11 protein-coding genes are annotated in these 15,048 nt (G+C 44.0%); 8 read left to right on the top strand and 3 right to left on the bottom strand.

Features of this window, described 5'->3' with window-relative positions; genetic code table 11:
- Window position 1: 1 nt before the first annotated feature.
- Window positions 2-595: a gluconate 2-dehydrogenase subunit 3 family protein gene (locus E4S40_RS14970; RefSeq protein WP_135075910.1), complete on the bottom strand. Its 594-nt coding sequence runs from the start codon at window positions 593-595 to the stop codon at window positions 2-4.
- 3 nt (window positions 596-598) lie between these two features.
- Window positions 599-2,305, bottom strand: coding sequence for a GMC oxidoreductase (locus E4S40_RS14975; RefSeq protein ID WP_135075912.1), 1,707 nt, complete (start codon window positions 2,303-2,305; stop codon window positions 599-601).
- Between the two features lie 161 nt (window positions 2,306-2,466).
- Here E4S40_RS14975 and E4S40_RS14980 point away from each other — a divergent pair, with 161 nt between their 5' ends.
- From E4S40_RS14980 to E4S40_RS14995, 4 genes are all read left to right on the top strand, one after another.
- Window positions 2,467-3,756, top strand: coding sequence for a M20/M25/M40 family metallo-hydrolase (locus tag E4S40_RS14980; protein ID WP_135075914.1), 1,290 nt, complete (start codon window positions 2,467-2,469; stop codon window positions 3,754-3,756).
- Between the two features lie 4 nt (window positions 3,757-3,760).
- A complete protein-coding gene (locus E4S40_RS14985) occupies window positions 3,761-5,620 on the top strand; it encodes an alpha-amylase family protein (RefSeq protein ID WP_135075916.1) in 1,860 nt (619 codons plus the stop codon).
- 14 nt (window positions 5,621-5,634) lie between these two features.
- Complete coding sequence (locus tag E4S40_RS14990; protein ID WP_135075918.1) at window positions 5,635-6,435, top strand: glycoside hydrolase family 25 protein; 801 nt, start codon at window positions 5,635-5,637, stop codon at window positions 6,433-6,435.
- A 544-nt stretch (window positions 6,436-6,979) separates the two neighbouring features.
- Complete coding sequence (locus E4S40_RS14995; RefSeq protein ID WP_135075920.1) at window positions 6,980-7,762, top strand: hypothetical protein; 783 nt, start codon at window positions 6,980-6,982, stop codon at window positions 7,760-7,762.
- Window positions 7,763-7,832: 70 nt separating this feature from the next.
- Here the strand turns inward: E4S40_RS14995 and E4S40_RS15000 are convergent, their stop codons facing one another.
- A complete protein-coding gene (locus E4S40_RS15000) occupies window positions 7,833-9,476 on the bottom strand; it encodes a sulfatase family protein (RefSeq protein WP_135075923.1) in 1,644 nt (547 codons plus the stop codon).
- 147 nt (window positions 9,477-9,623) lie between these two features.
- On the opposite strand from E4S40_RS15000, the gene E4S40_RS15005 reads away from it, so the two are divergent.
- The 4 genes from E4S40_RS15005 (at window position 9,624) to E4S40_RS15020 (ending at window position 15,003) form a co-directional block, all read left to right on the top strand.
- Window positions 9,624-11,138 (top strand): Gfo/Idh/MocA family protein, encoded by a 1,515-nt coding sequence (locus E4S40_RS15005; protein ID WP_135075926.1) that lies wholly within the window; start codon window positions 9,624-9,626, stop codon window positions 11,136-11,138.
- A 281-nt stretch (window positions 11,139-11,419) separates the two neighbouring features.
- Window positions 11,420-11,719 (top strand): GIY-YIG nuclease family protein, encoded by a 300-nt coding sequence (locus E4S40_RS15010; protein WP_135075929.1) that lies wholly within the window; start codon window positions 11,420-11,422, stop codon window positions 11,717-11,719.
- Between the two features lie 452 nt (window positions 11,720-12,171).
- Window positions 12,172-13,116, top strand: a complete 945-nt coding sequence (locus E4S40_RS15015; RefSeq protein ID WP_135075932.1) for a sugar phosphate isomerase/epimerase family protein — start codon at window positions 12,172-12,174, stop codon at window positions 13,114-13,116.
- A gap of 84 nt (window positions 13,117-13,200) precedes the next feature.
- The gene (locus E4S40_RS15020) at window positions 13,201-15,003 is read left to right on the top strand and encodes a serine hydrolase (RefSeq protein WP_161971812.1); all 1,803 of its coding nucleotides are present in this window, start codon (window positions 13,201-13,203) and stop codon (window positions 15,001-15,003) included.
- Window positions 15,004-15,048 lie beyond the last annotated feature (45 nt).

Genomic DNA, 15,048 nt, shown 5'->3' on the forward strand with positions numbered 1-15,048 from the left:
TTTATAAACTCCACGTATTCCCCACTTCTGATAGAGGAATACATCCTAAATAATCTCCAGGGATAGGATCATAACTTAGGATATTTTTTCCGACTTCTTCCGAACTAAAGTAAGCCCAAAGTACCATGGATTTTAACCCCCTGTAAAAACCAACGGGTTCCTGTGGTCCCACAGCAGTACCCCAAACTTTAGGTGCATATTTCGGTGAATTCGATTCATGATCCTTAAAGCAAGTAGATTTATCTTCATCTGAAAGCTCGGCAAAGACATTTCCATACTTTTCCTTACAGTCGGTATTGAATTTCTCAATTTCTGAAACCACATATTTCTGACCGGCCTCATCATAGGTTTTGGCATACATCAAGTCGATAAAGACATCGGCCTTTACATCCAAGCCTCCGGGTGTTTCAGTTTTTGGTAATAGAAAATCTACAAAAGCGGTCATAAATTTCGCTTGATCCTCATTTAAAAAAATGGGAGTCCAAGTCAGTCTATCCTGCTTAGCACAGGCTTGCAATAAGCTCAACAAAGTGGGAGCTCCAGTGGCTGCTCCAAGTGCCAAAGCTGATTTTTTGAGTGCGTCTCGTCTATTCATGGCTTAGAGGTTCATTTTTTTAAGTTCAGACACTGCATGATTGGCTGCTCGAGCAGTCAAGGCCATATAGGTCAAGGAAGGATTGACACAGGAGGAGGAAGTCATGCAAGCTCCATCTGTCACAAAAACATTTTTGCATGCATGAACCTGATTCGTAGCATTCAAGACAGAGGTCTTAGGATCACGCCCCATTCTTGCTGTTCCCATTTCATGGATTCCGTACCCCATCTCGTGCTCATTATCAAAGTCATGGATATCCTTCAATCCTGCTCGCTCTAGCATCTCCTTGGCATCAATCCGGATTTGTTTGTTCAAAGCCAACTCATTGGGCCCCCATTCTGCATCAATGGAAAGGGTCGGTTGCTCCCATTTATCCAAGACATCTTTATTGAGATAAACTTTGTTTTCATGAGACGGAAGGCATTCTGCAAATCCAGTGATGAAAAACTCCCAAGGTCCAGGTTTCATTAATCCATCCTTGAATTCTCCTCCAAAATCCTCTTGGTTGCTTCCAGCTCCCCATCCATGTCGGTATCCTCCACCTTGGAAACCCCAACCTCGAACAAATTTGTCACTTTGAGGCCCGTCTTTCAAATTCACATAGCGGGGAATATAAATTCCATTAGGGCGCCGGCCTTTGTAATATTTATCCTCAAAACCTTCAACTGTCCCCATAGCACCAATTCTATAGGTATGATCCATTAAGTTGTGCCCCAATTCACCAGAGTCATTCCCTAAACCATTTGGAAAACGATTGGAAGTAGAGTTCAATAGGATTTGAGTAGTACTAAGCGTTGAGGCATTCACAAATACAATCCTCGCTTTGTAAACAATATCCTCACCTGTTTCAGCATCTATAATCCGTACGCCTGAAGCTTTTCCTTTTCCCTCATCATAGACAATGGATTGAACAATGGAAAAAGGTCGAATGGTCAAATTTCCGGTTGCATTTGCTGCTGGAAGAGTGACTGCATTCGAACTGAAATAGGCTCCATAAGGGCAGCCTCTATCGCATCTATTTCGGAACTGACACTTGCCTCTCCCATTCAAAGGTTCAGTCAAGTGAGCCACACGGCCTATTATTAAATTTCTTCCTGGAAAATCTTTTTCGATCCGTTCTTTCACATGCTTTTCAACACAGTTTAACTCCATAGGAGGCAAAAAATGGGAGTCCGGTAATTGTGGTAAACCTATTGCCTCTCCACTGATTCCGGCGAATTTCTCTACATGGGTATACCAAGGTTCCAAATCCTTGTATCGAATTGGCCAATCCACTCCATGACCATCCTTAGCGTTGGCTTCGAAATCCAAATCAGACCAACGGTAAGTTTGCTTTCCCCAAAGCAAGGATCGGCCACCCATTTGATGAGCCCGAACCCACATAAAAGGCTTCACCTCGGTGTAGGGATTTTCGAGATCATTGGCATGAAAGTGCTCATTGAATGCTCCGATAAATCCCGATCGACCGCCTTTGGGGTGTCGAGCAGCTTGCTCCGGAGTGAGCCCTCCTCGAAGTTCATGGTCCCAAGGGTCCAAATTCATGGTAGGGTAATCCACCACATGCTCCACGATTCTACCTCGCTCTAGCACCAGCGTTTTGAGTCCTGCTTCGCAAAGTTCTTTTGCAGCCCAGCCTCCACTGATGCCTGACCCGATGACGATCGCATCATAAGTAAGGCTTTTATCTGCATCAATATTAAAATTGGCCATTTACAATAGGTTTATTGGAAAGAATAATAATAGCCAATTTTCCTATAAAAACCCTGTTTAGATCATGAAAAGCAAAACAGTAAAAAGTATAGTTTTCTTTTCATGTTTATTACTCCTTAATACTTCTTGCCCTCATCCCCATTTTCCCCTATTTTTCCTAGATGAAAAAACTCGCCCTAATCTTGATTCTGGCCTTTGGGCCCTTTCTAAGTTTTGCACAGCAAAAACTCAATAAAGAGGAGCTGCAACTTGTCGAATTAATTGATAAAAATTACCAAGAGACAGTCGCTCTTTTGGAGGAGGTTCTCAATATTAATTCCGGTTCCTTGAACAAGGAGGGAGTCCGGGAAGTAGGTCGTGTTTTTGAAAGAGAATTTCAGAAAATAGGCTTTGAAACCGAATGGGTAGAAGTTCCTGCCGAAGTCAATCGAGCAGGCCATTTTGTAGCAACCCGAAAAGGAACAAAGGGCAAGAAACTCTTGCTAATCGGGCACTTAGATACCGTATTCGAAAAGGATATGCCATTCACTCCTTTTACCTGGCTCAATGACAGCACAGCAACCGGACAAGGGGCCAATGATATGAAAGGTGGAGATGTGCTGGTTTTTGCCAGTCTAAAAGCATTGCATGAATTGGGTTTATTGGATGACCGAAGCATTACCGTGTATTTTATGGGTGATGAGGAAAGTTCGGGTGACAATGAGCTTTCGAGAAAAGATTTTATTGAGCGGGCCAAATCCCATGATATTGCTTTGGGATATGAAACCGCACAGGGCTTTAATTCAGTGACTGTTGCCAGAAGAGGTTCTAGTGGCTGGACCTTGAAAACATCAGGACGTCAAAGTCATTCCAGTGGAGTTTTCCGTGAAGGAGTAGGCTATGGAGCCATCTATGAAGCTGCAAGAATTTTGACAGAATTTCGGGAAGAGCTTGCAGGCGAGCAATACCTGACTTTTAACCCAGGACAGATTATAGGAGGGTCAGATATTTCGTATGATGAAAAAACAGGAAAAGGAGAAGCTTTAGGTAAGACAAATATCGTAGCTCGTGAAGCTTATGTGACTGGAGACTTGCGGTTTTTAGGAGAGGAACAAAAAGAAAGAACGCGAGCCAAAATGCAAGAAATTGTCGATCGCAACCTTAATCAAACTGATGCGGAAATCACCTTCCGAGATGGAATTCCTTCCATGAGTCCTCGAGCAGAAAATTATGAATTGGCTGCTGTCCTTAATCAGGTCAGTTTAGATATGGGATTGGGAGAAGTGAAACCGGGTGATCCGGGAAGTCGAGGAGCTGCAGATATCGCTTATGTAGCGGATATACTTCCAGGCTTGGATGGCTTAGGAGCTTCAGGCCGTGGAGCTCATGCTCCAGGTGAAACTATCAACATGAAACAATTCCCAGACCTAATAAAGCGGAATACACTTTTGCTCTACCGATTGACTCGATAACCCGATGCAAAAATTTTTAATCCAGGCGATGATAACGGCGGCGATTCTTTCCTGCCAACCTCCAAAACCTCAAGAAAGCGAACCTATGAAACCTCAAAAAATCGTTGTCTATCAGGTTTTTACCAGACTTTTTGGCAATACCAATACCACCAACAAACCTTGGGGAACTAAGGAAGAAAATGGAGTTGGGAAGTTCAATGACTTCACAGATACCGCCATGGAAGAAATCAAAAAACTCGGGGTATCACATATCTGGTACACCGGCGTGCCACATCATGGTGTGATTGGAGATTTTCCCGAGATCGGTGTGAGCTCCGATGATCCGGATGTGATCAAAGGACGGGCAGGTTCGCCTTATGCCGTGCGAGATTATTACCAAGTCAATCCTGACTTGGCCGTGGATGTGACCAAACGAATGGAGGAATTCGAAGCTTTGATCGAACGTACACACAAGCATGGGATGAAGGTGATCATCGATATTGTCCCTAATCATGTTTCCCGGCATTATGAAGGGAAAAACAATCCTGCTGGAGTGAGGGATTTCGGCGCGGATGATGATACTTCGGTGGAATATGCCCGAGACAACAACTTTTATTACATCCCGGGGGAAGCCTTTCAGGTACCCGAACCTAAAAATGGCTATCAGCCTTTGGGTGGAGAAAAGCACCCCTTGGCTGATGGGAAATTTGATGAAAACCCAGCCAAATGGACAGGCAATGGTTCCAGAAAAGCCCAGCCCGACTTCTACGATTGGTTCGAGACAGTAAAAATCAATTATGGGGTCAGACCTAACGGAACAAAAGATTTTGATGAGTTACCCGTCGGAGCTGATTCCTTGGATTGGAAAGCACATTATGACTTTTGGCAGGGAAAAGACGTGCCGGATTCCTGGAAAAAATTCAAGGACATCACTCAGTTTTGGCTAACCAAAAATGTGGATGGGTTCCGATTTGATATGGCGGAAATGGTTCCTGTAGAGTTTTGGTCCTACCTGAATTCCCATATCAAAATGACTAATCCGGAGGCTTTTCTTTTAGCAGAAGTATATAATCCCAGTCTTTACCGGGACTACATCCACAAAGGAAAAATGGACTACCTCTATGACAAGGTGGAGCTCTATGACACCCTGAAGCATATCATGCAGGGTCATGGATCCACCGATAATCTGGTACCAATACTGGAAGGCCTGAAAGATATCGAGCACCACATGCTTCATTTCCTGGAAAACCATGACGAGCAGCGCATTGCCAGTCCTGAGTTTGCCGGGAATCCATGGAAAGCTATGCCTGCAATGGTCGTGTCGGCTACTGTTTCCACCTCTCCAACCATGATCTATTTCGGTCAAGAAGTAGGCGAACCGGGAGCAGAAATGGCAGGATTTGGACAGCCTAGCCGAACGTCTATTTTCGATTACATTGGAGTTCCGCAGCATCAGAAATGGATGAATGGGGGGAAATTTGACGGAGGGCAACTTTCAGACAATGAAAAAGCCCTGCGAAACTACTATTCCGAAGTGCTCAACTTCACCCGAAACAGCTCTGCTTTAATGGGTGAATACCTAGAATTGCATTCCTACAATAGAAAGCAAAATCAAGCATACACGGACAAGACCTTCGCTTTTGCGCGATGGGATGAAAGCCAGAAGCTGATTGTTGTGACCAACTTCGATGAATTTCAATCAGTGAAAACGACGCTTAAACTTTCTCCGGAACTGCTCAAAGAATGGAGTCTTGAAAAAGGTGAGCGAGAGATCAAAGAGCTGATGTTTGGGAAGAAAAGGACCCAATTGAGAGTGGCTGATGCTGGGGCTGAAATTGATTTGGTTTTGGGTCCTTGGGAATCTGCAGTTTTTGAAGTGAAATAAGTCAAGTTGTTTACATGCCCCGAAAAAAGGCTTCCAACTCCTGGATTTGGGTAATTTTTCTAATCCTTCTTACGCTGATTGGAGGAACTGTATTTCTAATCAAATACAGCAAAAGGATCAAGCGGGAGCTATCTGACTATACCCGAAAAACTCCTGCTTGGACTGAAACACAAAAGTTTGATCAGGTATTTAATCAATTTCCAGATGGAATTTTGGGTATTGACATTTCTCAATATCAAGGAAAAATTGACTTCAATAAGCTGACCCTTCAACTCCAAAATCGTCCTGTCCAGTTTTTAGTCTTTCGTGCTACCATGGGGAGCGATGGACTGGACAGGAGATTTCATGAAAACTGGGAAGCAGCCAAAAATTTGCCTGTGGTCCGAGGGGTTTACCACTATTACCGCCCCAATGAAAATAGCACCCGCCAAGCTGAAAATTTTATCCGAACTGTCAAATTAGAATCAGGAAATCTCATCCCTGTGTTGGATATTGAAAAGCACAGCACCATTCAATCCAGGGACCGATTGCGTCAAGGCATCAAAAACTGGCTGAATCTTGTAGAAGCTCATTATGGAGTAAAACCAATGATTTATACTGGAGATAGATTTTTTTGGGAGGTTCTTCACAATCAGGGATTTGATGAATATCCTATTTGGGTTGCGAATTATAATCGGGTTTTAGAACCAGAGACCAAAAATTGGGTAATCTGGCAGTTTTCAGAAAGGGGAAGTCTAGAAGGTATTGGAGAAAGAATAGATTTGAATATCCTACGTGGGGGAAGATTCCAGCTTCATAAATTGAAAATGCCTTAAATGCTGTATTTAAATCTTTCAAGTTTGCTTTGCTATTGCTCTTCCTATTTACATAGCAATAATGCTTTTCCGAAAGCGGGATTATTCTAATTACCTACTTGAGAGTCTAGATTCATAAGCCCCAGGACAACTAGACCAAAAACTTTTTTCAATTTATTCCAGCTTCACAGCCACTTCCGCCGCCTCATACCCTATCCGATGAGTATTGACATACAGCGAATCTCCTGCCGTCCCCTCAAAAGGCCCGGTGTAATCTTCCATGCATCCGCACTTGATTTTCTCCAGCCGATCAGGGCTGAAGGTGTAGGGCAAGTAAGAGTGATCATTCCTTCGGAGAAACTCACCGCAGCTTCCGCAGTGACCGGTGGATTTTCCCCTACATTCCACCAGTTTCGGACCATTTCCATTTCATTGAGCGCTTCTCTGTCATCGTATTGCGTGATTCAATCTTCTTGGGCATGGCTTAGTTAAAGTATTTTTACTTTTCAAGAGTCAATTAATGTGTTTGACATTTTTTTTATATTTTTTCCTAAATACTCTTTAAATGAAAAATCTTTTTCTTCTGGTTTTATTCTTTGGCTTTATGCTTCAATCTTCCTTTTCCCAGGAAAATCCACCTCAAAGATTTTCATTATCTGTAAGTGCAGGCCCTGCCATTCCAGTGGGTGTATTTGGAGGAAAAAATATGGAAAATGCTGCGGTTTATTTTCCAGATTCCAGCATACCCAATCTTGCGAGTATTTCAAAGGCTAGCAATGGATTTGCAGATGTTGGCTATTCTATTCACGGAACTCTTAATTATCATTTCGCCAGTCACTTTTATGTATTTCTGAGATCAGGTGTTACAAACAATCCGATCTCTGTTACCGAAATGGAAGATTTCGTCAATGATCTTTACGGATTGGATTTTCGCTTTTCTCATGAAAATAACAACATGCTATCAATCACTCCTGGGCTAGGATATTTCTTGAAAAAAGGAAGTTGGGAATATCGAACGGGAATATTTCTAGGCTACGGACAGATCAATTACCCTTATTACGAGATGGTTAGGGTAGTTGGTAATGAAACTCTTACATGGGCTCATGTCGGCTCTAGACCCAATTCATCCTCTATTACAGCGGGAGGAAATCTGCAAGTATCCAGGGCTATAGGGAAATTTCAATTAGGCTTGGAAGCCAGTTATCAACGGGCTGATTTTGACTACTCTATATTTCCCCGTACGAGTCCCGGAGGTAGTCAATCTGTAACCTACGAGGATACAATTAAAGCCCGAACCTTGAATTTTGGACTTTTCTTATTGTATCCTTTGCTTGGGTATGAAAAATAGCCCTCATGAACATGTTTCACTGAAAAAAGAACTGATTATTTTTCTGTAGTTCATGTTTCGCCTAATTTTTTCAATCCCTATTCCCCAATTTTATAGAAACCTCCACCGCCTCATACCCTATCCGATGGGTATTCACATACAGGGAATCTCCTGCTGTCGCCTCAAAAGGCCCGGTGTAAATCTTCCATGCATCCGCACTTGATTTTCTCCAGCCGATCAGGGCTGAAGGTGAAGGGCAAGTAAGGGTGACATTTCCTTCGGAGAAACTCACCGCAGCTTCCGCAGTGACCGGAGGATTTTCCGCTCCATTCCACATCGCTTTGACCATTTCCATCTCATTAAGGGCTCCCTTGTCACCAAACTTGGCTATCCAATCCTCATGTGCTTTGCGCAGCTCTGCAAGCTTTTCAGCGTATTTTGGATTGCCTGCCAGATTGTTAAACTCCCAAGGATCGCTTTGGGTATCGTACAGTTCTTCCTCAGGCTTGCTTTGGGCAAACCAACGGGCTTGATTTTCATTGAGCTTTCCTTGCTTATTCAATTCTAAAAGGTGCCCCATCAAGGGATTCTGAAGGCGATATTGAATATTCTGGTAATTGGGCTTTTCAGGCATGTAGTTTCGGATGTATTTGTATCGACCATCGGACACTGCCCTGACCCGATCGTACTCGCTGTCCATCCGGTCACGGGCTGCATAAATGTATTTTCTTGGTTCGGATTTTTGCTTACCCAAGAAAGCCTGTCCCTGCATGGATTCAGGGATCGGTACACCAGCCAGAGAAAGTAGCGTTGGTCCAAAATCCACAAAACTCACCAATTCATCCGTCTTAGTACCACCTTCCAGCCAAGGGGCTTTAACCAGTAAAGGCACCTTCAATCCCCTATCGTAGAGTTCACGCTTGAAATAGGGCATCCCATCCCCATGGTCGGAATAGAAGAAAATAATGGTATTCTCATACAAGCCATCTTCCTTCAATTGGGCAATCACCTCTCCGACTTGGGCATCCATCCGCATCACATTGGTGATAAAACGGGCAATCGTTCTTCGGGTCAGGGAATCATTTGGATAAACCGGAGGCACAGTCACCTCTTTTGGATCCACCAGCAAGCTATCTTGACCTTCCCGAGCCCAAACCTGGGATTCATGGGTGGTAGTAAAATTGAAAATCGAAAAGAAAGGTTGGTCGGGATCTTTTCTATTTCTCCAATGGGCATTTCTACTGCTTTCATCCCACATAAAAACCGGACTCTCAAACTGATAATCTTCCTTTACATTATTACTCACATAATAGCCCGCCATTCTCAAATGAATGGGATAGGGAATCATCCCTTCCGGCAAGACCACATTGTAACTTTTAAAACCAGGAGGGTAAGCATCCAAGGCATTGGCTGACATTCCGGTGGTTCGCATATGATGAGCCCCGATGGAGGTCTGATAAGTTCCGGTGATCAAAGCTGCTCGACTAGGAGCGCAGACTCCTGCCGTGGAAAAGGCATTTTGGTATTGCAGGGATTCCGCTGCCAACGCATTCAAATTAGGCGTCTTTCCTCCTGTACCTCCATAGCTTTCCAGATGTTCGGGAGACATATCTTCGACGACGATCCAGACAATATTGGGCCGCTCGGGATAAACAATTTCTTGGATTTGGGGCTCCTTATTTTGACAAGAGAAAATCACAAAGAGAATCAAAAAAGTGAAAGCTAGATTTTTCATAGGGCATTGAATTTATCCTATAAGTTAGGATTTTCTATAAGAGAAGCTTACCAATATCAAAAAATATGGAATGAGGACTTTGATCAAAGGCTCTCCTTTTTTGACTGAAATTCTTAAATTCCATTTCAAACCCAAAAAACCTAGATCATGTCTAAATCCAACCACTTGAACCGCCGGGATTTTCTGGCCTCCGCTGCTACTTTTGCCGCCTCATTCACCATTGTCCCTTCAAATGTAATCGCGGGATTAGGCAAAATCCCTCCATCCGATCAATTGACAGTTGCCAATATCGGTTGCGGTACCCAAGGCCTCCGCGAAATGAGCGGACTTCTCAACAACCCCAAAGTCCGTGTAGTTGCAGTCTGCGATGTAAATAAATTCTCAACAGATTACATCGACTGGTCTCCTTATGGAATTCGAAATGATATTCGAAGAACCATCGGAGACGATTCCTGGTGGGAAGGCAAACCCGGAATTCCTGGAGGCAGGGATATTGGCAAAGAATATGTTGAAAAATTCTATGCCAAAAACAGTCCTTCAGGTGGCTACAAAGGCTGTGCGAGCTACGAAGACTATCGAGAACTTTTCGCCAAAGAAAGTGGAATCGACGTAGTCAAAATCATGACGCCAGATCATACCCATGCGCCAATCGCTTTGGCGGCCATGGATTCTAAAATGCATGTGGTAACCCACAAACCCATTGCAAATCGATTGGTTGAAGGGAGAAAAGTCATCCAAAAAGCCAAAGATTCTGGCTTGGTTACTCATCTTTTAGCTTGGTCGGATCGGCCCGAATACCGGCAGATCAAAGCTTGGATTGATGCGGGATTGATAGGGGAATTGAAAGAAATCCACAATTGGTCTTATCGACCTGTTTGGCAGCAGTGGACCAAAAGACCTGCGGAATCTCAGCCTATCCCAGATGGATTGAATTGGGAACTTTGGCTCGGCCCGGTTCCGGATATGCCCTATCATAAAAACTACACGCATAATGTTTTCCGAGGCTGGTATGAATTCGGAGGAGGCAGCGTGGCTGATATGGGACATTACAGTTTGTTCCCACTCTTTGAAACCTTGGGCATCCATCGAAGTCCTATTTCTGCAAAAGCCTTTGGAACCACGACCCGAGAGGAAGTTAATCAGGTCTATCAGTGGGTAAAAAATGACGTGGCCTTCCCCGCCAGTTGTATGATCAAATGGAAATTCCCTGAGCAGGAAAAATTACCAGCTTTTGACCTTTTCTGGTATGATGGGGGCATGAAACCTTTTGCTCCTGAAGAACTGGAAATGGATGGAAAGGATACTCCTGAAGAGGGATTGATGATTGTGGGAACCAAAGGGAAAATTTTAGGTGGTTTCCGAGGTGAAAACCCTGTGCTTTTACCGGAAAGTAAGATGATGGCAGGCCGAGATTCTGAACGGATCAATTCCCGAGAAGTAGATCGCAAAACCGATCAATGGGTGGATGCTATGCTGGAGAATCGACAAACACCTGGCAGCTTTACTCGAGCCCAATGCATTACCGATACGATTAATCTCGGCGCTATTGCTTTGCGTGCTGGTAAAAAAGTCCACTTTGATGCCAATCTTGTGAAGATCACAAACGATGAAGAAGCGAATCAGTTGCTTACAAGGGAGTATCGAAGCGGATGGGAGATCTAAATCGGTAGCTACGTCATTGCGAGGGAATAAACCTAAAAACCCTTAAGCAGCCCAGTTTTCTTTAATGCCCGAAGCAATCTCATAATTTGCTCTTCTCTTCCTTGAGACTGCTTCGTTCCGCTCGCAGTGACGGTCCTTACGTCATTGCGAGGGCCGCAACCGAAAGCTAAAAGCTATTCTTTTCCTAGATGGCCCGAAGCAATCTCAGAGGTCAATCGTCTATTCCTTATTCCAATTTCATTGGGCTATTAATTATATTTGATTTAACAAAATTTTAATTGATGGAAAAGGGTGGAGCAGTATATATCAAGACTAATTCCAACCATACCGTTTTATATACTGGCGTCACAAGTGATTTACTAAGACGTGTACACGAGCATAAAACAGGTCTAAATAAAAATTCTTTTACTTCTAAATATAAAATTACAAAGCTCGTTTTCTATGAATCCTTTCATTCCGTTGAAGAAGCCATAAATCGTGAAAAACAAATCAAAGGGGGAAATCGAAAAAAGAAAGAAAGCTTAATTAATATCATAAATCCCGAATGGAAAGATTTGTGGGATGAAATTAGAGAATGGTAATTTAGTGAGGCTGCTTCGTCGTTCCTCCTCGCAGTGACGATCCACACGTCATTGCGAGGGCAAAAACCTAAATACCCTGAAGCTTCCCTGCTTCTTTTGATGCCCGAAGCAATCTCACAAATTGTACTTCCCTTTTTTGATACTGCCTGCCATCCGGGAGGCGGGCTTCGCTTCGCTCGCAGTGACGGTCAACATCACTGTGACGATCCATACGTCATTGCGAGGGCCAGAAAAAAACCAAAAGTTATTCTTTTTCCTAAATGGCCCGAAGAATTCTTTTTTAACAACCATTTCCCCTTTGAGACTGCTTCGTCGTTCCTCCCTACCTTGCCGGTAGACAGGCTCGCAGTGACGGTTACTTATGATTAACACCCAAAAACAATCTCCCTCAAATTCATTAACTTAGGTTACTCTTTTAAATCAATAATCATTAACCCATAATCTAACCACCTATGACGAACAGAAGAAACTTTCTAAAAACCTCCGGCCTTGCCGCCGCTGCGCTTGGGCTGGGAATTCCAGAATTTGCCTTATCCAAAACCAAAGCAGACCCAATTTTTAAAATCTCTTTGGCACAATGGTCTGTCAATCCCCTACTCTTTGGTGGTAAAATGGACAATCTGGACTTTGCTATCGAAGCCAAAAAACACAATTTCGAGGCAGTTGAATACGTCAATCAGTTTTTCATGGATAAAGCCCAAGACAAGGCTTATCTCCAAGAAATGAAAACCCGTGCAGAGGGGGAAGGCGTCACCAACGTACTAATTATGGTGGATCGGGAAGGTCAGTTGGGCGCGGCCACGCCGGAAGAGCGCCGACAAACAGTAGAAAATCACAAGAAATGGGTGGAAGCCGCTAAATTTCTAGGATGTCACTCTATAAGGATCAATGCCTACACCGCCGTTCCATTCAGTCAAGATCCATCCGCTGAACAGGAAGCCATCGATGTATGTAGCTCGACTCTACGAAGAATCTGCGAATTTGCAGATGATTTTGACATCAACGTGATCATTGAAAACCATGGTGGATTTTCTTCCAATGGAAAATGGCTAGCCGAACTCATCAAACAAACTGCTCATCCCCGCGCAGGTACGCTACCTGATTTCGGCAACTTCGTCATGAAGCGAGACGGAGATGAGATACTAAGCTATGACTCCTACCGTGGCGTAGACGAACTGATGCCCTATGCTAAAGGAGTGAGCCTGAAACCGAGGGTATGGGATGACCAAGGCCGTGAATTTGGCCTGGACTACGAGCGCATGATGAAACTCGTCCTAGCACATAACTATCACGGCTATGTAGGCATCGAGCATGGAGAGCGGGGCCGAGAATGGGAAACCATCGAAGAAGTCCGAGTCAATCTGGATCAGGTACGACGGACTTTGGAAAATGCATAAAGTCTAAAGCTCCCAAATTGGGAGCTTTACTTTTTTTAAGGATAGAGGTAAATGCTATCTTTAAATAGTTTAAAAAAAATTCTGATGAAAAGATTTTTACTACCCCTCACCCTCATACTGATTTTTAGCAGTTCTGCATTATCCCAAAAGAAGGGAGATGTTTTCCAAACTTTGGATACCGAACTCGAAAAAGCACGAGTAGCCCTAAATACTCCCGGTTTTGCGGTCGCTATCGTCCAAAAGGATAAAATCGTCTATGCCAAAGGATTTGGCTATAAGGATGTGGAAAATCAGGTTCCGGTGACAGAAAACACGCTTTTTGCCATCGGCTCTTCCTCCAAGGCCTTTACTTCCGCAGTCTTAGGGGTGCTGCGCAAAGAGGAGAAAATCGACTTCGATGAGCGGCCAGGGAAATATATCCCCGAACTCCGCTTTGCCAAGCCTTGGATGAATGAACAAATCATTGTAAAAGACCTGATGGCACACCGGACGGGATTGCCGAGGCATGACTTTTCTTGGTTTATGTTTCCCTCCGAGTCTAAGACTGAACTGATCAAACGCATCGAATTTCAGGAACCTTTCACCGGATTGCGACAGCAGTGGTACTACAACAACTGGATGTTTTTCCTCCAGGGAGAAATCGGAGCGCGACTTACCGGCAAAAGTTGGGAGCAAAATGTACAAGAACTCTTTTTTGACAAATTGGGCATGACCCGAAGCAATTTCCGCATTCCCGACATGGAAAAGGATGCTGATAAATCTTTTGGCTACTCTGTTGATTTGGAAGGCAAGACCAAAAAAATGGACTACTACAACATCGCAGCCATGGGTCCGGCAGGAGCGATCAATTCTAGTGTATCTGAGATGTCCAACTGGCTGATCACTTGGATCAATGGAGGAAAATTCAAAGGTGAGCAAATCATCCCCGAAGACTATGTAAAAGAAGCCATGAGTGCGCATATGGTCGTGTCGGCTGGCACCCCTTCCAAAGAACATCCCGATGTACAGTTTTCCAACTATGGCTATGGCTGGTTTTTGGCTTCCTATAGGGGACACTATCGGGTGGAGCATGGAGGAAATATCGACGGCTTTTCGGCTTCAGCATCATTTTTCCCAACAGACAGTTTGGGAATCATGATTTTGACCAATCAAAACGGTTCACCGCTACCTGGGGTGGCAAGAAATATAATCTCAGATTATATGCTTGAACTAGACCCGGCAGACTGGCTAGGCGAGACAGTCAAGAGACTGGAAGAAGCAAAAGAAGCACAAGCCAAAGCCAAAGCAGCTGCCGACTCTACCGCAAAAGTTAGCCTGACCAAGCCTTCCCACATTCTGATGGACTACTCTGGCACTTACGAACATCCCGGCTATGGTAAAATGGAGATTGACCTGAAGAATGATACGCTCTTTGTGCAGACGGGCCTATTGGGTGGATTCTTGGAACACAAAGATTACGATACCTTCAATATGTATCTGATTTATCAGGGCGAACCCAATCGAGACAATCCCTTTATTTTTCAGTTTGTCAGCAATATGACAGGAGATATTTCCGGACTAAAAGCCGCCTTGGAGCCTGCCCTCGACCCGATCGAATTCAAGCGGACTCCTAAGGAAAATGAGCTTTCAATGGATGACTTGAAAAAGTATGAGGGAGCGTATATGCTGATGGGAGTGCAGGAAGTGAAGATTTACATTAAGGAGGAAAAGCTCTATGCCTTTGTGCCCGGTCAGCCTGAGTACGAACTGGTCAATATCGGGGAACATGAATTTAACCTAAAGGTGCTGGAGGGATTTAAAGTGAAGTTTGAGGAAAAAGACGGGGAAATCATCGCGGTAAGCTTTATCCAGCCGAATGGGACTTTCAGAGGGGAGAGGAAGCAGTAAACCCAACCTTTGAGGTGTCATTTCGAAAGAGGAACGATTGAGAAA

Origin of the sequence: Algoriphagus kandeliae (assembly GCF_004571135.1) — a bacterium.
GTDB lineage: Bacteria > Bacteroidota > Bacteroidia > Cytophagales > Cyclobacteriaceae > Algoriphagus > Algoriphagus kandeliae.